Genomic DNA, 21,654 nt, shown 5'->3' with positions numbered 1-21,654 from the left:
CGGCTCCGGACGGCGCCCGGACGCCGACCGGACGGATGGACAGCATGCTCCTCGCCGCCGGCCACGCAAGCGCGACGTCGCTCCCGGTGACCCGCTCCGCGGCCCCGACCGAACAGTCCATCCGTCAAGCGTTCATGTTCTCCCGCAGCGTGGTGCCCGCGTACTCCTTCTTGGACAGCCCGCGGCGCTGCAGCTCGGGCACGATGTGCTCGACGAAGTCGCGCATCTCGCCCGGCGCCTCGCCGCAGCCCTCCAGGATGAAGCCGCCGTTGGCGCCCGTCTCGTAGTGGATCCGCTCCAGCTCGTCGACGATCTCGGTGACCGACCCGGTGATGGTCATGGCCTGGTTGAGGATGTACTTGCGGCCGAACTCCTCCACCGTCATGTCCGGGCCCTCGGCCCGCACCGCGTCCTCGAAGAAGCCGAAGTGCCCCTGCTGCGCGCGCACCGCCTCGGTCACCTCACCCAGCGGCATCCGGCCGTCCAGCGTCGAGAAGTCCACGCCCAGCACGTTGGACAGCTCGATGAGCCCCGCGTTCGGCGGCACCGATTCCATCCAGCGCCGGTCCCGCTCGTCCGCGTCGCCCTTGGTCTCCTCGATCCGCGGCCGCACCGAGAACAGGCAGGCCAGTTCGCGCGGCGACCGGCCGTGCCGGGCCAGCGCTTGGTCCAGGATCGCGCGGTGCTGCTGCATGCCCTCCAGGTCGCGCCGGATGACGAACTGCAGATCGGCGAACCGACCGGCGAGATCCATGCCAGCGGCGGACATCCCGGCCTGCACCACCATCGGCCGGCCCTGTGGCGACGGCAGCACCGGCAGCGGGCCGCGCACGTCGAAGAACTCGCCGTGGTGGTGGATGAGGTGCACCTTGTCCGGGTCGGCGAAGCGTCCGGTCTCGGTGTCCAGCACGGCGACGTCCGGCTCCACCGACGACCACAGCTTGTCCACCACCGCCATGTGCTCGGCCGCCCGCCGGTACCGCAGGTCCTTGGGCTGGATCGGGTCGAAGCCCCAGTTGGCCGCCTCGTTCTTGTACCCGGAGGTCACCGAGTTCCAGGCCATCCGGCCGCCGGTGACCCAGTCCATCGACGAGAACAGCCGGGCCACGTGGAACGGATGGTGGTACGTGGTCGACATGGTCACGCCGAAGCCGACGTTCGGCGCCACCCGGGACATCAGCGGGATCATCGGCAGCATGTCGTGCTTGGGCCAGCGCACGCCCCACTCGACCGCGGCCCGGTGGTCGCCGCCGTAGTTCTCCGGGGTCTCCGCCGCCTCACCGAAGAACAGCAGGTCCAGCACCCCGCGCTGGGCCAGCCGCGCGATGTCCTCGTAGTAGGCCGGGTCCAGGTACCGCGGATAACCCCGCCAGCCGGCCCGCTGCCAGACGAAATCCGTGTGGTAGAAGGACAGGTCGACGGCCAGGTGGATCGTCTCGGACTCGGACATGTTCACTCACTTCCTGTTGGTGCTGCGGTGCTGGTTCTTCTCGGGAGAGGACGGGCGGAGCCGCGGCGGCAGTGCCGCGACCAGCAGGGCGGCGACCGCGATGGCGATGCCCAGCAGACACACGGCGGTCCAGCCGCCGGCGCCGTGGGCCACCCCGGCGGCGACCGACCCGAGGGCCGCGCCGGCGAAGTAGCCGGTGACGTACAAGCTGTTCAGCCGACCCCGCGACGAGGGATCCAGGGCCAGCGCGGCGGCCTGGTTGGCGGCGTGCGACAGACCGGTGCCGGCGTCCAGCAGGACCGCGCCGACGACGATGACGAACACGCTGGCGTGGCCCCACCAGAACAGCAGCGGCGCGGCCAGCATGAGCACCGCTCCGATGAGCAGCGCCCGGCGCAGGTGGCCGGCATCGGCCGCCCGCCCACCGAAGGGGCTGGCCAGCGCCCCGGCGATGCCGGCCACGGCCACGCCGGCCGCGGCCAGCGGCCCGAGGCCGAACTCGGCGTCCAGGTGGGCGGCGTAGGTGGTCCAGAAGACCATGAAGGCGGCTCCGGCCAGCGCGCCGGACAGCATCCGGATCCGCAGCGCGCCGACCCGCAGCATCCGGGCCAGCGAACCGAGCAGCGCGCCGTAGCCGAGCCGGGCACCGGCGGTCCGGCTCACCGGCAGCCGGAGCCGGAGCACCACCGCACACACCACCATGAGCACCGCGGCCCCGGCGTACAGCACCCGCCAGCCGACGGCCGCGGTGACCACCCCGGCCACCACCTTGCTCAGCAGCACACCCAGCAGCACCCCGCTGAGCACCAGGCTGGACGCCCGTCCCGCCGCGCCGGCCGGCGCCAGCACCGCGGCGAACGGCACCAGCAGCTGCGGGGCGATGGTCAGGATGCCGACGGCGAACCCGCTGACCATCAGCACCGGCAGGTTCGGCGCGAAGGCCGTCGCGGCCAGGGCCAGCGCCACCGCCGCCACGGTCAGCACGACCAGTCGTCGCCGTTCCAGCACGTCCCCGAGCGGGACGAGCAGCATCAGCCCGAGTATGAAGCCGATCTGGGTGACCGCCGGCAGCAGACCCATGGAACCGACGCCGACCCCGAACTGCGCGGCCATCACCGGCAGCATCGGCTGGGCGTAGTGCACGTTGGCGGCGACCACGGCCGCGGCGACGGCCATCACCGCGACCGGCGCACCGCTGCTCCTGCTGGGTCCAGCGAGCTGAGCACTGCTACGCGGCAACGCTTCCGCCGATCATGGCCAGGGCGAATCCGTCGTCGCGCAGCTCGGCCCGGGGCACGTCCAGGGTGATCCGGCCCCGGTAGATGACCAGCACCCGGTCGGCCAGGGCCAGCACCTCGTCCAGGTCCAGCGAGCTGAGCAGCACCGCGGTCCCGGCATCCCGGACGGCCCGGATGCGGTCGTGCACCGCTTCCACCGCGCCGACGTCCAGGCCCCAGGTGGGGCTGGACGCCACGACCACCCGCGGCCCGGCCGAGAGTTCCCGGGCCAGCACGAGTTTCTGCATGTTGCCCCCGGACAGCGACCCGGCGGTCGCGTCCAGGTTGCCGGGCCGGATGTCGTAGTCGGAGACCAGCTGCTGGGCCCGCCTGCGCATGGCCCGCCACTGCAGCACCCCGCCGCGCCGGTCGCGGCCGGCGGCCACCTCGTTCAGCGCCAGGTTCTCCACCAGCGTCATCTCCGGCACCACGCCCCAGCCGCGCCGATCGGCCGGGACCACGCCGAGGCCGGTGGCCCGGACCCGGCGCGGCGACCATCCGGTCACGTCCGTGCCGCCGAGCGCGATGCGGCCGGACTGCACCGGCCGCAACCCGGCGATCGCCTCGACCAGTTCGTGCTGGCCGTTGCCCTCCACCCCGGCCAGACCGACGATCTCACCGGCCCGGACGTGCAGCGAGAGGTCCTGCAACGCCGGGGTCCCGGCGTCACTGCGGGCGGAGACGCCGGACAGCTCGAGCAGCACGTCGCCGGCCGGGGCGACGGCACGGGGCGCCGTCACGGCACCACCGGCGGGCGCCCCCACCGCGGCCGGCTCGACCCGGTCCCGGCCGGTCATGGCCGCGGCCAGCACGCCCTCGTCGAACTCGCCGCGACCCAGCACCTGCCGGACCTGCCCGTGCCGGATCACGGTGACGTGGTCGGCGATGGCGGTGACCTCGCGGAGCTTGTGCGTGACCAGCACGATCGAGCAGCCGGAGGCGCGCAGCCCGTCCAGGGTCTCGAGCAGCCCGTCGATCTCGGTGGGCGACAGCAGCGCGGTCGGCTCGTCGAGCAGCAGGATCCGGGCGCCCCGGTGCAGCAGCTTGAGGATCTCCACCCGCTGCTGTCCGGACACCGCCAGCTCGCCGACCGGGCGACGGACGTCGAAGTCCCAGCCCACCCGGTCGGCGGTCGCCTGCACGGCCCGCTCCGCGGCGGCCGACTGGAGCAGGCCGCCGCGGGCGGGTTCGTCGCCGAGCACCACGTTCTGCGCCACCGTGAAGCTGTCCACCAGCGAGAAGTGCTGATGCACCATGCCGATGCCGGCCGCCAGCGCATCGGCGGGCGAGGCGAACGCGACCTCCCGTCCGTTCACCAGAATGCTGCCGGAGTCGGGACGCTGGTGCCCGTACACGGTGTTCAGCAGGGTCGACTTGCCGGCGCCGTTCTCGCCGAGCAGGACGTGCACCTCACCGGCCTCGACGCGGACGTCGATGCTGTCGTTCGCCGTGAACGAGCCGTAGCGCTTGGTGATCCCGATCAGTTCCAGCGCCAGGGGCGGACGGATGACCATGCGTCAGCAGCCGATCGAGGCCGGATCGATGGTGGAGCCGGCGCCGTTCTCGGACAGCGGCATGTCGGCACCGTCCTCGCCCGGGACGGTGATGGTGCCGTCGCGCAGCTTGCCCTCGATCTCGGCCAGCTTCGCCTCGATCTCCGGGGTGATGGCCGCGTTGCCGTGGAAGTCGGCCAGCTCGCCGACGTTGAGGTTGGCGTAGTCGTAGTTGAAGTACTGCTCGTCACCGCCGTCGGCGTCGCCCAGCTCGCCCTGCGCGCCCTTGGCGATCAGGTCGGCGGTGATGCCGTTGAGGTTGTAGAGCACGCTGGTCAGCACCGTCTCGGGGGCCTGCTCGTAGCTGTCGAAGTACGACGGGATGACGAAGGTCGGACGCGGCGCACCCTCGGCGGCGGCGTACAGGCCGCGGACCGCGGAGTCGACGGCGGACAGCAGTACGTCGGCGCCACCGGCGATCTCGGTCTGCGCCGCGGCCTGGGCCGCGCCCACGTCGGAGAAGCTGCCGGTGTACTGGATGTCGATCGTCACGTCCGGGTTCACGCAGCGCGCCCCGAGGATGAAGCCCTCCGGCTGGCGGACCACGGCCGGGAACTCGCCGCCGGCGACCGAGCCGATGACGTCGGTCTGGGTGACCAGGCCGGCGACCACACCGGCCAGGAAGGTGCCGTCCTGCTGCTTGAGGTTCCAGGCGCAGAAGTTGGACGGGAAGGACGCCAGGTCGTCCTCGGTGGGGCTAATCGGGCCCTGGCAGACGGTGACATCCGGGAACTGCTCGGCGATCTGCACCGCGGCCGAGGTCTGCCCGCCGTTGGTGATCAGGATCATGTCGAAGCCGTTGGAGGCGTACGAGGAGCCCTGCTGCTGGTACTCGTCGGCGGTGGTGAGCGGGCCGACGAAGTCCGATTCGACGTCCAGCGACGGGTCGATCTCGTTCAGGCCGTCGGCCACCGAGTTCGACCAGGACTGGTCGTTGGCGGCGCCGTCGGACAGCACCACCACCTTGAACGGCTCCCCGGAGCTCGACGAGCCGGAGGAGGCAGCCGAGTCGGACGACGAGCCGGTGGACCCGGCGTCGCTGCTGCCACCGCAGGCGGCCAGCAGCAGGGTGGCAGACAGGGCTGCGGCCGCGGCGGTCCCCCGCAGGGCTCGCCGGTGGGTGGGACGAAGACTGGTGCGAGACATGGTGATCCTCACTGACGTGGATGGAGGTGGGAGGAACTGCGGGGGGTTCAGTGGCCGGTCCAGGCGACGCCGACGGCCCTGGGGTAGCGGGTGCCGTGGGCGACGGCGACCGCGATGATCGCCACGACGTACGGGGCGGCGATCCAGACGTCGGTGGGGACACCGGAGAGCCAACCGATGGACTGGGCCTGGAACTGCAGCGCCTGCAGCAGTCCGAAGACGGCGGTGATGAGCAGGGCCAGCAGGGGGTTCCACCGGGCCAGCAGCACCACGCCCAGGGCGATGAAGCCGCGGCCGGCGCTCATGTCGAACACGAAGGATCCGGCACCCGAGGTGAGCACCAGGGTGGTGCCGCCCAGCGCGGCCAACGCCGAGCCGACCACCAGGCCACTGACCCGCAGCCGGCGCACGCTCACCCCGGCGGCGTCCAGCGCGGCCGGCGCCTCACCGGCCGCCCGCAGCCGCAAGCCCCACCGGGTCCGCTGCAGGACGAAGAACAGCGCCACCGCGGCCACGATCGAGGCGTAGACGAAGATGTTCTGGTCGAACAGCGCCTCCCCCACCACCGGGATGTCCGACAGCAGCGGGATGGGCAGTGACGGCGCGTTGCCGGAGGTCTCGTCTCCACGCAGCAGCGTCCACAGGGCGGTGGTCAGGCCCAACGCAAGCAGGTTGACCATGATGCCGCCGATGATCTGGTCGACCCGGCGCCAGACGTAGAGCACGGCCAGCAGGCCACCGGTCAGGACGCCCACGCCGATGCCGGCGACCAGCGCGACGAACAGGCTCTGCCCGTGCGACAGCACCAGCGCACTGGCCCAGGCCCCCAGCAGCAGGCAACCCTCGGTGCCGATGTTCAGCACGCCGCTGCGCTCGGCGACGATCTCGCCCAGTGACGCCCAGAGCACCGGCGCCATCAGCTGGATGGCGATGACCAGCAACGTGGCCAGCACGACGGTGTTCACGAGGCCCTCCCGCGCAGCCGGATGACGTGGGTGGCGAGCAGCGCGAGCACCAGGACCGCGACGAGCACCGAGCCCAGGTCCTTGGGCAGGCCGACGGCCACCTGCAGGTTGTTGCTGCCCACCGACAGCGCGGCGAAGAGCACCGCGCTGGGCAGGATGAACAGCGGCCGCAGCCCGGCGACCAGGGCGACGGCCACCCCGATGAAGCCGTAGTCGGCGCTCAGCCCCAGGGTGAGTTGCCCGGTGGCGCCGAGCACCAGGGCCGCGCCGCCGAGACCCGCGGCCGCACCGCCCACCGCGAACGTGCTGACCGTGACCGACCGGGTGCTGAACCCGGCCAGCCGGGCCGAGTCCCGGCCCAATCCGACGGCCCGGACGGCGAAGCCGAAGCGGGACCACCGCCACAGCACTGCGACCGCGGTGACGACCAGGACGACGAGGACCAGCGAGATGTTGACACCGCCCTCGGGCCAGATGGTCTCGAGCCGGGTGTCACGCGGCAGTCGCTGAGTTCCCTGACCGCTCGAGTCGGGCACCACGGTGGTGACGACGAACGACGCGGCGGTGATGGCGACGAAGTTGAGCAACAGCGACACGATCATCTCGCTGGCCCCGACGAAGGCGGTGAGCAGTCCCGGGATCATGGCCCAGACCGCGCCGCCGAGCGCCCCGGCCACCACGGCCAGCGCCACGACCACCCCTGACGGCAGCGAGTCGGGCAGCGACAGGCCGGTCAGCACGCTGGCCACCGCACCCATGTACAGCTGGCCCTCACCGCCGACGTTCCAGAGCTTGGCGGTGAACGGGACACAGGCGGCCAGGCCGGTGAAGGCCAGCACCGTGGCGATGGTGAGGGTCTGCCCGATCGAGTACGCGTTGCCGACGGCTCCCTGGGCCAGGGCCGAGATGGCGGCGAACGGGTTGACCCCGCTGGCCAGCAGCAACAGCACCACCAGGACCGCGCTCATCGCGACGGAGCCGACGACGGGCAGCGCCCGCGCCCTCAGCGCGTTCTCCAATCGAGGCCTCCTGACATTGTGCATAATGTTCAGGCCGGGATCCTGCCACGACGATCGGGCCCATCCAGCCGGCGAAACCAACCCGAAACACGCTGTTGCAAAGCCGAAACGACAGGCTCGATGATCAAGGCCCGCAACGGAGGGGAGAGCCCATGACAGGGGCAGCAGGGTCGACCGGATCGCTGGGCGCCGGATCGTTCGGGGCCATCACCACCCAGTCCCGCATCGTCGAGGCGTTGCGCGGCCGGATCATGTCCGGTGAGCTGCCGACCGGCGCTCGGCTGCGCCAGGTGGATCTGGCCGAGGAACTGGGCGTCTCGACCACGCCGGTGCGCGAGGCGTTCCGCACCCTGGCCGAGGAGGGACTGCTGCGCATCGACTCACACCGCGGCGCGGTGGTCCGCACCACCACCGCGGCCGAGCAGGTGGAGATCCTGGAGCTGCTGCGCGCCAACGAGTCCGACAACCTGGAACACGCCATCGCGCGGATGACGCCGGAACACCTGACCGAGGCAGGCACCGTGCACCAGGCCCTGCGCCGGGAACGCGACCCGTCCCGCTGGGCACTGGGCAACCGCGACTTCCACTGGGCGCTGGCCCGCGCCTCGCAGCGCCCGCTGGCGCTGGACATCCTGCGCCGGCTGCTGAACCAGTCGGCGTTGCACATCCGCACCGACATCGAACGCAGCCCGGCCCGGCGCAAGGAGGCACTCACCGAGCACGACCAGCTGCTGACCGCCTGCACCGAGCGGGACGTGCCGCAGGCCCGGGCCGTGCTGTGGCAGCACGTCACCACCGCGCTGGACAACGTGCGGGCGCAGGTCGGCGGGTGACCCGGCCGGCGGTCAGCGACTCGACGCCGGCCCGCCGATCGGCTCCGGCTCCGGCTCCAGCTGACCGTCACTGAGCCGCAGCACCCGGTCGGCCACCCGGGCCACCGCCCCGCTGTCGTGACTGATGAACAGCACGGCCAGGTCCCGTTGCCGACGCAGCCGGTCGAGCAGCTCCAGCACGGTGGCCTGCACGTCCGGGTCGAGGGAGGAGGTGATCTCGTCGCACACCAGCACCTGCGGGTGCGCGGCCAGCGCCCGGGCGATGGCCACCCGTTGCAGCTGTCCACCGGACAGCTCGGCGGGGCGGCGGGTCAGCAGCTCGGCGTGCAACCCGACCGCGGCGAGCAGCTCGGCCGACTCGCGTCCGACGGCCGCCCGGTCCGACCCGCGCAGCAGCCGGAGCGGGCGGGCCAGCTCGTGCGCCACCGTCCGACTGGGATTCAGTGAGCGGCGAGGGTTCTGGACGACGAACTGGACGGCCCGACGGTCCGCCACCGAACGCCGGGTGGCCCGCGGTGCCAGCGGGCGCCCGTCCAGCACCACCTGCCCGGTGCGCAGCGGGTGCAGCCCGACGAGACACCGCGCCAGGGTGGACTTGCCGGTCCCGGAGCGGCCCATCAGCGCGAGGCATTCGCCCGCGGCGAGCTCGAACGAGACGTCGCGCAGCAGCGGGTCGGTGCCGTACCCGGCGGTGAGCGCGGTGACCCGGAGCAGCGGCGCGCGCCCGGCGCGGACCACCGGGCGCCGGCGGGAGGGTCGAGCGGGAGCATCCGGCACCTGGACGAGGCGAGCCCGACCGTCCCGCACCTCGAGCACGCGATCGACCAGATCGGTCATCGCCGGCAGGTCGTGGGTCACCACCACCAGCGCGGTGCCGGCGTGCCGCAGTCGGCGCAGGACCGCCCGCAGCTCGGCCGTGGTCCGGTCGTCCAGCCCGGTGGTCGGCTCGTCGAGCACCACCACCGCCGGGTCGAGCAGCACCGCCGACGCGATCAGCACCCGCTGCTGCTGCCCGCCGGAGAGCTCGTGCGGGTAGCGGCGCAGGAACATGCGGTCACCGGGCAGCCCGACCGCGGTGAGCGCCCGGACGACGGCCTGGGCGGCGCCGACCCGGTCCCGCACCCCGTGCGCGCGCAGCACCTCGAGCAGTTGGGTGCCGATCCGCAGCGCCGGGTTCAGGCCGGTCGCCGGGTCCTGCGGCACGTACCCGAGCAAGCGGGTCCCGACCGCGCCGGCCGGCCGCGTGACCGCCACGGTCCCGGTGCGCCCGAACCCCGGCGGCACCTGGCCCAGCAGCGCCCGCGCCAGGGTGGTCTTGCCGGCCCCGGACGGACCGATCACCGCCACGCACTCCCCCGCGGCCAGGTCCAGGCCGACGCCGTCGAGCAGCACCCGGCCATCGACCGCGGCGACCCCGAGCCGGCGGACCGACAAGGCTCCGGTCGCCACCGCCACGTCCGGCGCCGCCGTCGGTCGCTCCGTGCGCGGCACCCGCGGGGTCCGGGCCAGCTCGACCCGGTCGGCCAGCAGGTTGACGCACACCACCAGCAGCATGATCAGCAGCGCCGGCGCCAGCACCGCCCACGGCTGCACGGCCAGGCCCTGCCGGTTCTCCGACACCATCAGCGCCCAGTCGGGAGTCGGCGGCGGCAGACCCAGACCCAGGAAGCTGCCCGAGGTCACGATGGCCACCGTGGCGGTGATCCGCATGCCCAGGTCGGCCAGCACCACCGCCCGCAGGTTCGGCAGCACCTCGACGAACGCGACCCGGTGGAACGGTTCGCCGCGCGCCTGCGCCGCCTCGACGTATCCGGCGCCGGCCGCGTCCTGGGCACTGGTGCGGACCACCTTGGTGATCCACGGCACCGCGGCCAGCAGCGCCGCGACCAGCACCGCCGGCGCGCCCCGGCCCAGCACGGTGGCCACCGTGGCCATCACCAGGAACCAGGGCAGCACGACCAGCACGTCGACCGGGCGCATCACCCAGCCGTCCAGTCGCCGGTGCAACCCGGCCACCAGGCCGGCGGTCACGCCGATCGCGCCGGCCACCACCAGCGCCGCCCCGGTCAGCAGGACCAGCCGCCACCCGCCGGCCAGCACCCGGGACAGCACGTCCCGGCCGACCGAGTCCAGCCCCAACGGGTGTGCCCACGACGGCGCGGCGAACGGCCGCCCGACGGACGCGGTGGGCGCGTCCGGGGCCAGGAACGGACCGGCCACCACCAGCACCCCGAGCAGCGTCGCGACGACCAGCGCCGCCCGGTCGACGCCCCGCCAGGAACGCGTCATCGCGACACTCCGTCGACCACGAGATCTCGGGCGCCCGGGGTGAGCCAGAGCGCCAGCAGGTCGGCCGCCAGGTACACCAACACCCCGAACGAGGCCATCAGCACCACGGCGGCCTGCACCACCGGGTGGTCCCGGTCGGCGATCGCCCGCAGCAGCTCCTGGGCCAGACCTGGGTAGGCGAACACTGTCTCGATCACGGCGATGCCGCCGACCAACCCCACCACCGCCCCGGCCATCGGCTGCAGCGCGGCGGCCACGGCGTTCGGGGCCGCGTGCCGCAGCACCACCCGACGATGGCTCACCCCGTTCAGCCGGGCCGTCGTCACGTACTCGGTCGTCATCACCTGGGCCATCCGGGCCCGGATGACCCGGACCGGGTGCGGCGCCAGGCCGGCCATCAGACACAGCACGGGCAGCACCAGCACCTGCGGCCGGGCGAAGACGCTCGTCCCGGTGGGCACCAGCGAGACCGCAGGCAACAGACCCCAACCCAGCGCGACCACCGCGATGAGCAGCACCCCGGCCACGAACGGCGGCACCGCCTGCACGGCCAGCACCACGGTGCTCACCGCGCGGTCCACCCGGCTGCCCGGCCGGGAGCCGGCCCACAGCCCCAGGCCGAGACTGACCGGCATGAGCAGCGCGACGGTCACCACGGCCAGCGCCACCGTGTTGCCCACCCGGGGCAGCAGGATCTCCGAGACCGGCCGCCGGGACAGCAGCGAGGTGCCCAGATCGCCCTGCAGCAGGCCGCTCGCCCAGTCCCCGAACCGCTCCACGGCGGGGCGGTCCAACCCGAGCTCGGCCCGCAGTGCCGCCAGCTGCTCCGGGGACGGCACCCCGGCTCCGGAGCGGGACAGCAGGTCCTCGGCGGCGTCGCCGGGCAGCAGCTCGAACAGGACGAAGGCGACCACCGCAACGAGGACGACGACCAGCGCAGCGCCGCCGAGCCGACGCAGCAGGTACCTGATCACCGGATCACTGCGGGATGGACGATCGGCTCACCGGTCGAGCCAAGCGGTCCGGTAGTTGCCCCAGTCGTCGGTGCCGGGCACACCCTCGGGCACCCCGCGGACGAAGGACCGGACCGCGGTGGGCTTCTTGGCGAAGCTGTGCAGCAGGATGCCGCCCTCGTGCCACAGCTCCTCCTGCAGCTCGAAGTAGAGCCGCTCCCGCTCCTGCGGATCGAGGGTGGCCCGGGCCCGGGCGAAGGTGGCGTCCCACTCCGGCCGCCGCCAGGCGGTGCCGTTGCTGGGCGCGTCCGAGGTGAGCGTCTGCCCGAAGTAGTACTCCAGGCTGTAGTTCCACCAGCCGGTGTGGGTGAACGCCGCCTTGCCCGCGACCTGCGAGAAGTAGGTGTCGGCCGGCACCGTCTCCAACTGGACGGTGATCCCGGCTGCCTCGGCCTGCTGGGCGAACAGGGTGGCCATCTCGATCATGCCGGGTTCGGCGTTGGCGGTGGTCAGCGTGACGGTGAGGTCCTCGAGACCTGCCTCGCGCAGCAGCGCCCGGGCCTGCTCCGGATCGCGGGTGCGTTGCGGCAGCCCGGCCGCGTAGTTCGGGGCGCCCTTGCCGTAGAGGTCGTTGCCGATCTCGGCGTAGCCGTAGTACACGGTGTCGACCATCGCCTGCCGGTCCACCACCAGCCGCAGCGCCTGCCGAACCCGCACGTCGTCGAACGGCGCCATGTCGGTGCGCATCTGGAACGCGCCCATGATCCCGGCCGGTGGGACCAGCAGGGTGATGTCCTCCTGGGCGGCGGCCGTCTGCGCCTGCAGGAACGAGATGTCGTGCACCAGGTCCGCCTCGCCGGAGGAGAACGCATTCATCCGGGCCTCGGTGTCGGCGACCTGGATGATCTCCACCTCGTCCAGCAGCGGCGCGCTGTCCCAGTAGCGGTCGTTGCGGGTCAGCAGCGCCCGGTCCCCCGGCGACCAGCTGGTCACCACGAACGGGCCGGTGCCCGGCGGCAGCGTCTGCGCGTCGAAGACGTCGGAGCCGTCCTGGACGATGTAGCAGTACCAGCCGGCCAGTACGGACCCGAAGTCCGCCAACGGCTCCCGCATGGCCACCACGACGGCCAGGTCGCCGTCGGCCACCGTCCGGTCCAGGTCGACCACGGCCAGGTCACCGGCGGACGGCTTGTCCTCGGCCAGCATCCGCCGGAAGCTGTACAGCACGTCCTGCGAGGTGAGCGGGGTGCCGTCACTGAACACCACCCCGTCCCGCAGGGTGATCCGCCACTGGGTGCCGTCCGCGTTCGGCTCGAGCGACTGCGCCAGCCGGTAGCGCAACGTCAGGTCGTTGTCGTAGGCGACCAGCTTGTCCCAGACGTTCTTGGACAGCGCGCCACCCGCGGAGGTGCCGATGACGTGCGGGTCGAGGCTGTCCGACGCCGCGGACGCGCCGCCGACGACGGCGCGCAGCCGGCCGCCGGAGCGGGGCTGGGCCTGGTCGGTGGCAGGGCCGGTGGACCCGGACTGACCGGCCGAGCCGGCCGGGGCGGTGGTGTCATCCCCGGTGCCGCAGGCGGCGAGCAGGGCCAGGCCGGCGGTGCCGGCGAGACCGGCGAGGAACCGGCGGCGGGACGGGCTGACCGGGGTGAATGGATCGGGTGCAGTGCTCTGGTGCATGTGGTCTCCGTCGGGCGGTCGCGTCCCGCGGCCGGGTGGCCGCTTCGACCGGTGCAGCGGGTGCCCGGACCAGCCCGGGAGCGCTGCCCGGCGATGCCGACGCACCAGTCACCGACGTGACCGACTCCCCTGCGACCGGCCCGTGCCGCGAGACCTCGCAGTGCTGCCCGGACGCCCTCGGCGCCGGTGCCAGCAGGTGTTCGGACTCGGGATCGACCGGTGCGGAACCCTTCCCAGATCGGTCGCCCGACCCAGTGGTGCTGTCCCGTCCGTACCCCATACCGCTGCGCGTCAGTTCCGGCCTCACACCGGATTCCCTCGACTGGCCCGGGAACTGTACCTGGCCCGTTCCGGGCGCATGTCACACTGCCCGGGTGGATCAGGACACGATCGAGCCGGCCGAGCAGAACGTCAGTTTCCCCCGTGGCGCCGGTACCGCGTACGGCTACCTGGAACTCCCGGCCGGAGGCTCCGGCCCCGGGTTGATCGTCATCCAGGAGTGGTGGGGGCTGACCACCCACATCGCGGAGCTGACCAAGCGGTTCGCCGCGGACGGGTTCGTCGCCCTGGCCCCCGACCTCTACGGCGGTCGCACCACGCACGACGGCGCCACGGCCATGCAGATGATGCAGGAGCTGCCGGTCGACACCGCGGTCCAGCAGCTCTCGGGTGCGGTCGACTTCCTGCTGCAGCACGAGGCGGTCACCTCGTCGGTGGTCGGGGTCGTCGGGTTCTGCATGGGCGGCGCGTTCGCGCTGCGACTGGCTGCGGGCGAGGGTGACCGGATCGGCGCGGCGGTGCCGTTCTACGGCATCCCGGAGCCGACGACCGACTGGTCCGGCGTGACCGCCGCCATCCAGGGTCACTACGCCACGATCGACCGGATCACCCCGGAGGCCGTGCAGGCCACCGCGGCGGCCATCCGGGAGCAGTCCGGCGTCGAGGCCGACATCCGCTTCTACGAGGCGCAGCACGCCTTCGTCAACGACGAGCGGCCGTCCTACGACGCGGCGGCGGCCACCACGGCGTGGGCAGCGGCGGTGGCGTTCCTGCGCGAGCACGTGGCCTGACCGGTGGGACGCGGGCGGTCCGGACGGCGCCTGGCCGCGGTCGGTGATGCCCGGCAAGTGACGCTGGGGCCGCATCCCATCGACACCGGCTCGGCCGAACTGCTGCAGGACCTGGACCGCCCGAACGCGCTCACCCTGCTGGTCAACGGCGTGCAGAGCTCGTCGCACGACCTGGACGACCCGACCTGGCTGGAGTTCGAGTACCTGCGCTGGATCGAGACGATCCTGCTGCGCCTGGGCGCCCCGGCACCCGACGCACGGTGGGACGTGCTGCATCTCGGCGGCGGCGGCTGTTCGCTGGCCCGGACGCTGGCCGCCGTGCGACCGCGCTCCCGGCACCTGGCCGTCGAGATCGACGGCGTGCTGGCCCAACTGGTGCGACAGTGGTTCCCGCTGCCCAGCGCGCCGACCCTGCGGATCCGGGTCGGCGATGCGCGCACCGTGCTGGACGGCCTGCCCGACGCCAGCCGGGACGCGGTGGTGCGGGACGCGTTCGCCGGGGCCACGGTGCCGGCGTCGCTCACCACCGTCGAGTACACCGAGCAGGTCGGCCGGGTGCTGCGGCCCCGGGGCGTCTCGGTGGCCAACTGCACCGGCGTGCTCAGCGACATCCGCGACGAACTGGCCACCGCCGCGGCGGTGTTCGAGCAGGTGGCGGTGGTCGGCCACGACGGCACGCTGCGCGGCCGGCACCCCGGCAACCTGCTGCTCATCGGCACCGACCGGCCGCTCGGGGCGCCGGAGATCGCCGCCCTGCGGGCGGAACTGCTGCGCGACCCGACGCCGGCCCACCTCTGGATCGACGACCAGCTGGCCGGGGTGCTGGCCGGCGGGACGGCGCGGCAGGACCCGCCGGCCGAGAACGGACCCAGCTGCTGATCTGCCAGGCCTGAGGGCACGCGGGCTTCGGCGGGCCGGGCTTCGTCGCACGGTCCTGACTCCCCGGGAGCGGGCCGGGTCGAGCCAACCCGCCGGGGTCTCCTCGATGGTCGGACATCATCGCGGCCGAACGGGGGCCGCCTGGGGTCAGTGCTCTGATCCGGTTCTCGACGTCACGATGGTCTCGAGCACGACTGCTCGGCGACGGCAGCGGCTCGTCGCGGAAGCGGCACGGTGCGGAAGCGGCACGGCGCGAGGTGCTCGTTGTCTTCCGCAACCAGAATGCTGTGCCACCTCGTCATGCCGTCGCAGACTGCCGGTAGCGCCACCAAGGAGTGCGACCTGTCCTCAGCTGGTCAGCGGCGTGCCCGCGCGTTCCGGATGGCGACGACGTTGTCGGCCAATCGCCGAAGCGCATCGTGCTCGGCGACCGCAGTGGTGGTCGGAATCGCTCCAAGGGAAGCCCAGACGACGATCGGAGCGACAACAAGATCGAAGATGTCGTTCACGGTGATCTCGACGGCTTGGCTTGCATCGAGAATCGCCGCGATCTGCTCGGCGCGAGGCTCGGCGAAGAAGCGGGCGGCGTCCACGCCGCGGGGATGGGTGCGGGCTGTGGCGAGCAGCGCGTGGACAACAGCGAGCCCGCCGGGACGCCCGAACGCGACCGCGACCGAGCGGGCGTATCGAAGGATGTCGGCGTGCAGATCGCCCGTCACTGCCAAGGGGGCCTGTGTGGAGATCTCCTCCGCGAGCACATCGAGCAGCAGCGCCTCCGCCGTCTGCCATCGGCGGTACACCGTCGTTGCATGGACACCGGCCCGCTCGGCCACCGCGGGAATGGTGAGCCGCTCCGGTCCGAGCTCTGACATGAGCTCGCGCGCCGCTGCATGCACTGCCTGACGGGTACGTGCTGTCCGTCCGCCAGGCCGGGTGGAGCCTGAACGCTGAACCTCCATCCTCATCATCAGCGCATACTACTGCAACCGAGTTGCATGAACGGGCTCCGGACGGTAGCCTTCTTATTGCAACTCTTGTGCAGTTGTACTGAACGCCCACGGAGCTGGGCCACCCGGGACGATCACCAGCCTCGGCATCGCGAACGCTGACATCGTCCGGACCCTCATGAGCAGCCCGAAGACGGCCGCACTCGAGATCACCCCTGGCACTCAACAAGCATCACCCCGACCGCGCTCGCAACGACGCCCACGCACCGACACCGGTTCTGAGCACCGGACGCCCACTCGAAAGGACGCATGCCACATGCCCGGTCCGCTGTCGATCATCCTGCTTGTTCTCGTCGCTGCGCTCGTCGTCTTCCTGCTCGGCCAGCAATTGTTCTGGTCACGCCTCGACCTTCACCGCCCCTGGCTCCTGCCTGTGATCCTCGCCGTGGTCGGGATCCTTCTCATGAGCCTGCGCCCGTTCCCGACGGCCCCGCTCGACCTCATCGCAAGCGGCATACTGTTCGTCGTCGCCTTCCTCACCGGGATCGCGATGGCCGCGATCACCCAGTTCCGGGCCGCCGTCTCGCCGCCCCCATCGCGAAAGATCGACACGCAGGTTGGCCAGCTCGACGAGAGGACAGGATGGGGCGGCGTCGCGATGCTGACCATTCTCGTGGTCGCGCGTGTCGCGCTCAGCATTGTCCTGAAGAACGACGGAGCGAGGTACCTGTCGACCAGCGGGATTCTGCTGCTCTTGTTCGCCGCGAACCGCGTGGCCTATGTGATCGCCATTCGACCGCGCGTCCGACAGGCAACTGTTCGACTGGGACACTGAACCACAAGACCCCTTCGACAACGGCGCCGGACGCCGCGCGTGGCGGACCCACGCCGGCTGCTGGCTGGCGGGACGATGCGGCGAGACATTCCGGCCGAAACACCGCCCGGCGATTGACGATTCAGGCGTCCGGGACGCCCGGATCAACGAGCGCCGCGACACAGGCGGCCAAGTCGGCGCGCAACCGGTCCAGGTGACCGGACGGCAGTCCGGCCAGCATCCGTCGTTCCACCTGGGCCACCACCCGGCTGGCCTGATCGAGCAGCGCTGCGCCGGCCTCGGTGAGCTCGGCGGGCAGCGCCCGGCCGGCGGGCGGGCTGTCCGGACGGGTCAGCAGGCCGCGGTCGAGCAGTCCCTGCAGCAGGGTCTGCATGGACTGACGGGTGACGAACACGCTGCGGGCCAGCTCGGACGCGGAGATGCCCGGGCGCTGGCCCAGCTGCTCCAGGCAGGCGTACTGGGACACGGTGAGTGCCAGCGGCCGCAGCGCCGCCTCCATCGCCCCGCGCAACGCGACCGAGGCCTGCTTGATCGCCAACCCGATCGACGACTCGACCTCGACCCGCTCTTGCTCCACGTCAGCATCCTGACATACAGTCGCAGTGTCAGAAACCTGACATACCGACCGAGGAGGATTCCGTGGCGACCGTCTCCGGCCCCGATTTCATCGCCCTGCAGGTGCGCGACGTCCCGGCGTCCGCGCAGTTCTACGAGTCCCGCCTGGGCCTGCGGCGGGCGCCGAGCGCACCGCCCGGCGCGGTGGTGTTCGCGACCGGTCCGGTCGCCTTCGCCGTGCGCGAGCCGCTGCCCGGGACCGACCTCGACCAGGTGACCCCGCGACCGGGGGCCGGGGTCGCGCTCTGGCTGGCCGCCGACGACGCCCAGGGTCTGCACGACGACCTGGCCCGGGCGGGCACCACGATCCTGGCACCGCCGTCCGACACCCCGTTCGGCCGGACCTTCACCTTCGCCGACCCGGACGGCTACGCCGTCACTGTGCACGGTCCGGCCTGACACCCGGATTCGAGATCTGAGATCAGCTGCGCCCGAACGGGTCCTGGGTGTCGCTGTCGAACTCGAAGGACAGCTGCGGGCCGGTGACCCGGAACCACCAGCCGCCCTGGGGGTCGCCGCCGGGCAGGCGCTCGAGTCGGGTCGTCTGCCAGCCCCGCCACACGTCGGACACACTCACCGACGTGGTGCCGGTCGCCCGGACCATCACTGCGACCACGCCGAGCAGGTCGACCTGGACGGACACCGGCAGTTCGGTGACCAGGACGCCCGGACCGGTGGGGATGGCGACCGGGGCGGCGGTGCGGTGCAGGCGCGACCGCTGGTCCGGGAGCAGAGGGATGCGGGGATCGGCGTGCAGGAGCGTCATGGGTCCAGTGGACGGCGAGAGTCTGTCGGTCGTGCCGGCGCGAGCTGAGCGGAGCCTGGCAGTGCCGTGTCAGTCGGCGCGGTCGGTCGGCTCGGTCAGGACCGGAGCAGCTTGAGCACGGCCCGTTCCACGGTCGGCGTGGCCGCGATGAGACTGAGCACCTGTTCGGCGCTCTCGTCGTCCACCGGATCGGGCAGCACACCGGCCAGGTCCCGGGCCGCCCGCTCGACGGCCGTGTTGATGGTCCGCTCCGACTCGAACGCCTCCACCACCCGCGGGTCGATGTAGGAGCCGCGGCAGACCGCCGGGGTGTTGCCCAACCGGGACGCCACCGCCTTGACCGCCTGACTGACCGCACGCTTGCGGGCGGTCGCGCTCCAGCGCTTGCTGGCCGGGTGCGCCGCCGACAGCTGGGCCAGCGCGACCGCGGCCAGCACCGTGCCGTGCCAGGTGCGGAAGTCCTTGGCCGAGATGTCGCCTCTGAGAACCTCTTTCAGGTACAGGTTGATGTCGGTGCTGCCGAGGTGCCGCCAGTCCCGGCCCACCCGGTAGGCCAGCAACCGGTCGTCACCGCCCCGCCGCCGGCGCATCGTCTCGATGCTGTCCAGCAGCTCCGGATCCTCGATCTTCTCGACGCGGTGCATGCCCGACTTGGCGATGTAGTCGAAGATGAGCACGCCGCGCTCCCGCCGGACGTGCGAGCGCAGCAGCGTGGACAGGCCGTAACTGCCGTTGGTCTCGGTGTAGACCTCGCCGCCGATGCGGAAGTGCCCGCGGTCCAGCAGCCGGAACGCAGTGGCCATCGCCCGCTCCTGCCCCATCCCGGGCAGGGCCAGGTGCTCGGACACCTGCCGCCGCCCAGGCGGCAACGCCGCTCCGAACTGCAGCACCCGCTCGAACTTGCGCTGGTGCCGGCGCAACGCCCACTCCGGGTGGTACAGGTACTGCCGTCGACCAGCGGCGTCGGTGCCGATGGCCTGGATGTGCCCGTTCGGGAACGGACTGATCCACACCTGCTTCCACGCCGGCGGGATGACCAGATCGTCGATGCGGCGGCGGATCTCCGGATCGGTGATCACCGCGCCGTCGGTGTCCAGGTACTGCCAGCCACGCCCGCGCCGGCGCCGGGTCAGTCCGGGTCGGTCGGGGTGGGAACGACGCAGCCGCGCCGGCATCGGGCCCTCCCTGCGCTGGACGACGAGTGGCCGACGGTGATCGGCGACCACGATGTGCGATCAGCGGTACCCGGGGTCGGATCAGGTCAAACCCGTACGACCTCGGTCAGAGCGTGACGCAGCGGAAGCCCTCGATCTGGACGTCGTTCCACCCGGTGAAGCAGAGCTGGTCGCCAGGCTTCCAGCAGGAGATGTCGGCCTCTCCCGACGCCCTTCGGGTGCACTTGCGCTGATCACTCGTGGGCCGCGCCGACCCACACGGGCGCTCCGTCCAGTCCGTCGTCCAGTTCGTCCCGCTCGGCCACCAAGCGCAGGATGTCCCGGGCCACCTGATCGTTCTGCCGCAGGTTTGGTCCGTTGAAGTGCGGGCGTGCGAACCCACCGGAGCCGGCCGACCCGGACACGGACGGACCGAGCAGGAACCGGGCCGGGTGCACGGACCCGTCGGCGCGCACGGCGCGGCAGCGCGCGTCGGCCAGCACCTGGCCACCACCCAGCGACCGACCGGTGGCGTCGAACAGATCCTCGGCGGCCAGTTCGCCGCGCTGCAGCAGCCCGCGGATGATCGGGTCGGTCGCCGCCCGGACGTCCGGTCGCGGCAGCCGGGCGTCGACCAGCGCGGTGGCCACCACCGGCTCGTCGACGACGGACGACCGCCCCACGAAGCAGTCACCGTCCACCTCGACGCGCAGGTCCGGCCCGGCGAACTCGACGACCCCGGCATCGACCAGCGCCAGCAACTGCCGGAGCCGGGCCGGCGGCGGACCACTGGCCAGGAACGAGAACAGGCCGAGGAAGTGGCCTTCCACGTTAAGCACCCGGTCCGGGCCGCTGATGTGACCGGCGGTGATGGCGACGCTCAGGGCGAAGTACACGCTCAGCAGCGCGTTGAAGACCGCGCGGTCGGCGGAATGCTCCGGGTCCGCGCGCCGGTCCAGGTCGTCGCGGACGTACTGCTCGACCGCCCGTGACAGCGCCGCCCGGTCCTCGAAGTGCCGCCCGGCCAGCGGCCGGTCGATCCGCGGCAGGTCGAAGCGGTCCCGTGGGTCGGGAACCGCCCGCTCCGCGATCCGCGCGAACTCGGGCTGCAGCACGTCGAGTCGGTCGATCGCGGCGGCGAGATCGGCCCAGTCGCCCACGGTGCGCTGCGGATGGGCGCCGAACAGCCGCGCGTAGTGCGCGTGGGCCAGCTCCTTGGCCACCAGCGGCCAGATCTGCGTGGCCCAGTCGACCGTGCCGGTCGGCGCCATGCCGGCCAGCTCGCCCAGCCGGGCCGGCGTCAGGTACCGCGGCGGCACCGGGCCGAGGCCGGGCAGGTCGTAGCCGAGTTTGGCGTGGTACGGCACACCGCGCCGTGACCCCACGATGAGCACCGGCTCATCGCCGCTGGGCAGATACCGCAGCCCATCGGTTCGGCCCGGATCCGGGACGAACCGCCCACCGCGACCTTCGCAGGTCAGCACCATCAGGTCGATGAAGGCCAGCCCGAACCCCCGGACCAGCACTCGCTCCCCCGCCCGCAGCGGCGAGAGGTCGATGTCAGCAGTGTATCCCGGCGGCAGATAGGTCAGATCAGCCGCCCTGGCAGCGATGTCGAGAGCGGCCTCATCGTCGTCCAGCTCACGATCGAGGTAGCCCTGGGCCAGCACGACCACGTCCGCGGTCAGCTGCCGGCCGTCGGCCAGGGTGACCAGCTGACGGGCGGCGGGCGTGTCGTCGACCGCGATGGCGGTCTGCTCGATCACCTCGACCGGCACCGCGGACGCCGCCAGCGAGCGAACGGCGCTCTGGAAGACGAAGTCCAGGTAGGCGGCCTGGACGGAACGGCTGGCGAAGTCGTCGGGACCCAGCTGGTCCGCGGGGCTCTCACCGGTGATCAGGTCCCGCCCCTCGCCGGCCACCCACTCGTCCAGCGCCGGGCCGGGCACGATCGGCCCCTCGCAGGTCACCGAGGCATCGGTGAACATGGTGACGTCCTTGGCCACCGAATTCATCCAGAGCAGCGGCGACTGCCGGTCCCGCCACACCCGGCCGCCGCCGGCGGGGTGCGGGTCGACCACGGTGATCCGCACCGGCCGGCGCACCTGGGCCAGCAGCTCGGGGGCGCTGGCGGCCAGCCGCTCCAGCAGCGACGTGGTCCGCGGACCACCGCCGACGAACACCAGCTCCAGCGTCGGGTGCCCGCTCACGGTGTCGCTCACG

The 21,654-nt window shown here is 72.3% G+C and carries 19 protein-coding genes and 1 riboswitch; of the genes, 5 read left to right on the top strand and 14 right to left on the bottom strand.

Going from position 1 to position 21,654, the window contains the following annotated elements; translation table 11 throughout:
- Window positions 1-124: 124 nt before the first annotated feature.
- The 6 genes from JL106_RS18585 to JL106_RS18560 are packed head-to-tail and all read right to left on the bottom strand — an operon-like array spanning window position 125 to window position 7,410.
- On the bottom strand, window positions 125-1,450 hold the full coding sequence (locus JL106_RS18585) for an NtaA/DmoA family FMN-dependent monooxygenase (RefSeq protein ID WP_205262248.1): 1,326 nt from the start codon (window positions 1,448-1,450) through the stop codon (window positions 125-127).
- Window positions 1,451-1,456: 6 nt separating this feature from the next.
- The gene (locus JL106_RS18580; RefSeq protein ID WP_205262247.1) at window positions 1,457-2,626 is read right to left on the bottom strand and encodes an MFS transporter; all 1,170 of its coding nucleotides are present in this window, start codon (window positions 2,624-2,626) and stop codon (window positions 1,457-1,459) included.
- Window positions 2,627-2,678: 52 nt separating this feature from the next.
- Window positions 2,679-4,241: an ABC transporter ATP-binding protein gene (locus tag JL106_RS18575; RefSeq protein ID WP_205262246.1), complete on the bottom strand. Its 1,563-nt coding sequence runs from the start codon at window positions 4,239-4,241 to the stop codon at window positions 2,679-2,681.
- A 3-nt stretch (window positions 4,242-4,244) separates the two neighbouring features.
- Window positions 4,245-5,426: a BMP family lipoprotein gene (locus tag JL106_RS18570; protein ID WP_205262245.1), complete on the bottom strand. Its 1,182-nt coding sequence runs from the start codon at window positions 5,424-5,426 to the stop codon at window positions 4,245-4,247.
- A 47-nt stretch (window positions 5,427-5,473) separates the two neighbouring features.
- Window positions 5,474-6,391, bottom strand: a complete 918-nt coding sequence (locus JL106_RS18565) for an ABC transporter permease (RefSeq protein ID WP_205262244.1) — start codon at window positions 6,389-6,391, stop codon at window positions 5,474-5,476.
- Window positions 6,388-7,410, bottom strand: coding sequence for an ABC transporter permease (locus JL106_RS18560; protein ID WP_205262243.1), 1,023 nt, complete (start codon window positions 7,408-7,410; stop codon window positions 6,388-6,390). Before JL106_RS18560 ends, JL106_RS18565 begins: the two co-directional genes overlap by 4 nt.
- Before the next feature lie 152 nt (window positions 7,411-7,562).
- On the opposite strand from JL106_RS18560, the gene JL106_RS18555 reads away from it, so the two are divergent.
- Window positions 7,563-8,243 (top strand): GntR family transcriptional regulator, encoded by a 681-nt coding sequence (locus JL106_RS18555; RefSeq protein ID WP_205262241.1) that lies wholly within the window; start codon window positions 7,563-7,565, stop codon window positions 8,241-8,243.
- A 12-nt stretch (window positions 8,244-8,255) separates the two neighbouring features.
- Here the strand turns inward: JL106_RS18555 and JL106_RS18550 are convergent, their stop codons facing one another.
- Genes JL106_RS18550 through JL106_RS18540 form a run of 3 tightly spaced genes read right to left on the bottom strand, consistent with a single transcriptional unit; the run spans window position 8,256 to window position 13,165 of the window.
- Window positions 8,256-10,532, bottom strand: a complete 2,277-nt coding sequence (locus JL106_RS18550; protein WP_205262240.1) for an ABC transporter ATP-binding protein/permease — start codon at window positions 10,530-10,532, stop codon at window positions 8,256-8,258.
- Complete coding sequence (locus JL106_RS18545; RefSeq protein ID WP_205262239.1) at window positions 10,529-11,506, bottom strand: ABC transporter permease; 978 nt, start codon at window positions 11,504-11,506, stop codon at window positions 10,529-10,531. The genes JL106_RS18550 and JL106_RS18545 overlap by 4 nt, the downstream gene beginning before the upstream one ends.
- A 27-nt stretch (window positions 11,507-11,533) precedes the next feature.
- Window positions 11,534-13,165 carry an ABC transporter substrate-binding protein gene (locus JL106_RS18540; RefSeq protein WP_205262238.1) on the bottom strand — a complete coding sequence of 544 codons (1,632 nt, stop codon included), beginning with the start codon at window positions 13,163-13,165 and terminating at the stop codon, window positions 11,534-11,536.
- Window positions 13,166-13,339: 174 nt separating this feature from the next.
- Window positions 13,340-13,507: riboswitch (cobalamin riboswitch) on the bottom strand.
- A 32-nt stretch (window positions 13,508-13,539) separates the two neighbouring features.
- Between JL106_RS18540 and JL106_RS18535 the strand changes: the two genes are divergently transcribed.
- Both JL106_RS18535 and JL106_RS18530 read left to right on the top strand, forming a co-directional pair.
- Window positions 13,540-14,235 (top strand): dienelactone hydrolase family protein, encoded by a 696-nt coding sequence (locus JL106_RS18535; protein ID WP_205262237.1) that lies wholly within the window; start codon window positions 13,540-13,542, stop codon window positions 14,233-14,235.
- A gap of 57 nt (window positions 14,236-14,292) precedes the next feature.
- A complete protein-coding gene (locus JL106_RS18530) occupies window positions 14,293-15,114 on the top strand; it encodes a spermidine synthase (protein WP_205262236.1) in 822 nt (273 codons plus the stop codon).
- A 356-nt stretch (window positions 15,115-15,470) separates the two neighbouring features.
- Here the strand turns inward: JL106_RS18530 and JL106_RS18525 are convergent, their stop codons facing one another.
- Window positions 15,471-16,073 (bottom strand): TetR/AcrR family transcriptional regulator, encoded by a 603-nt coding sequence (locus tag JL106_RS18525; protein ID WP_268928282.1) that lies wholly within the window; start codon window positions 16,071-16,073, stop codon window positions 15,471-15,473.
- 304 nt (window positions 16,074-16,377) lie between these two features.
- Between JL106_RS18525 and JL106_RS18520 the strand changes: the two genes are divergently transcribed.
- Window positions 16,378-16,896 (top strand): hypothetical protein, encoded by a 519-nt coding sequence (locus JL106_RS18520; RefSeq protein ID WP_205262234.1) that lies wholly within the window; start codon window positions 16,378-16,380, stop codon window positions 16,894-16,896.
- A 121-nt stretch (window positions 16,897-17,017) separates the two neighbouring features.
- Here JL106_RS18520 and JL106_RS18515 read toward each other — a convergent pair whose 3' ends face one another.
- On the bottom strand, window positions 17,018-17,473 hold the full coding sequence (locus tag JL106_RS18515) for a MarR family winged helix-turn-helix transcriptional regulator (RefSeq protein WP_205262233.1): 456 nt from the start codon (window positions 17,471-17,473) through the stop codon (window positions 17,018-17,020).
- Between the two features lie 62 nt (window positions 17,474-17,535).
- Here JL106_RS18515 and JL106_RS18510 point away from each other — a divergent pair, with 62 nt between their 5' ends.
- A complete protein-coding gene (locus JL106_RS18510) occupies window positions 17,536-17,910 on the top strand; it encodes a VOC family protein (RefSeq protein WP_205262232.1) in 375 nt (124 codons plus the stop codon).
- 22 nt (window positions 17,911-17,932) lie between these two features.
- On the opposite strand, the gene JL106_RS18505 is transcribed toward JL106_RS18510, so the two are convergent.
- From JL106_RS18505 to JL106_RS18495, 3 genes are all read right to left on the bottom strand, one after another.
- A complete protein-coding gene (locus tag JL106_RS18505) occupies window positions 17,933-18,277 on the bottom strand; it encodes a hypothetical protein (protein ID WP_205262231.1) in 345 nt (114 codons plus the stop codon).
- A gap of 95 nt (window positions 18,278-18,372) precedes the next feature.
- Window positions 18,373-19,452, bottom strand: coding sequence for a DNA topoisomerase IB (locus tag JL106_RS18500; RefSeq protein ID WP_205262230.1), 1,080 nt, complete (start codon window positions 19,450-19,452; stop codon window positions 18,373-18,375).
- A 233-nt stretch (window positions 19,453-19,685) separates the two neighbouring features.
- Window positions 19,686-21,653 (bottom strand): FAD/NAD(P)-binding protein, encoded by a 1,968-nt coding sequence (locus tag JL106_RS18495; protein ID WP_205262229.1) that lies wholly within the window; start codon window positions 21,651-21,653, stop codon window positions 19,686-19,688.
- Between the last annotated feature and the right edge of the window lies 1 nt (window position 21,654).

It is taken from the genome of Nakamurella leprariae (genome assembly GCF_016918035.1).
GTDB lineage: Bacteria > Actinomycetota > Actinomycetes > Mycobacteriales > Nakamurellaceae > Nakamurella > Nakamurella leprariae.
The sequence above is the reverse complement of the archived record's forward strand: the minus strand, read 5'-3'. Positions and strand labels throughout refer to the sequence as shown.

Excerpts from the sequence above, each read along its gene's own strand:
- JL106_RS18570 (WP_205262245.1), bottom strand. The coding sequence starts at position 5,426 with ATGTCTCGCACCAGTCTTCGTCCCACCCACCGGCGAGCCCTGCGGGGG.
- JL106_RS18505 (WP_205262231.1), bottom strand. The coding sequence starts at position 18,277 with ATGACGCTCCTGCACGCCGATCCCCGCATCCCTCTGCTCCCGGACCAG.
- JL106_RS18540 (WP_205262238.1), bottom strand. The coding sequence starts at position 13,165 with ATGCACCAGAGCACTGCACCCGATCCATTCACCCCGGTCAGCCCGTCC.
- JL106_RS18550 (WP_205262240.1), bottom strand. The coding sequence starts at position 10,532 with ATGACGCGTTCCTGGCGGGGCGTCGACCGGGCGGCGCTGGTCGTCGCG.
- JL106_RS18500 (WP_205262230.1), bottom strand. The coding sequence starts at position 19,452 with ATGCCGGCGCGGCTGCGTCGTTCCCACCCCGACCGACCCGGACTGACC.
- JL106_RS18575 (WP_205262246.1), bottom strand. The coding sequence starts at position 4,241 with ATGGTCATCCGTCCGCCCCTGGCGCTGGAACTGATCGGGATCACCAAG.
- JL106_RS18520 (WP_205262234.1), top strand. The coding sequence starts at position 16,378 with ATGCCCGGTCCGCTGTCGATCATCCTGCTTGTTCTCGTCGCTGCGCTC.
- JL106_RS18580 (WP_205262247.1), bottom strand. The coding sequence starts at position 2,626 with ATGGCCGTCGCCGCGGCCGTGGTCGCCGCCAACGTGCACTACGCCCAG.
- JL106_RS18525 (WP_268928282.1), bottom strand. The coding sequence starts at position 16,073 with ATGGAGGTTCAGCGTTCAGGCTCCACCCGGCCTGGCGGACGGACAGCA.
- JL106_RS18555 (WP_205262241.1), top strand. The coding sequence starts at position 7,563 with ATGACAGGGGCAGCAGGGTCGACCGGATCGCTGGGCGCCGGATCGTTC.
- JL106_RS18585 (WP_205262248.1), bottom strand. The coding sequence starts at position 1,450 with ATGTCCGAGTCCGAGACGATCCACCTGGCCGTCGACCTGTCCTTCTAC.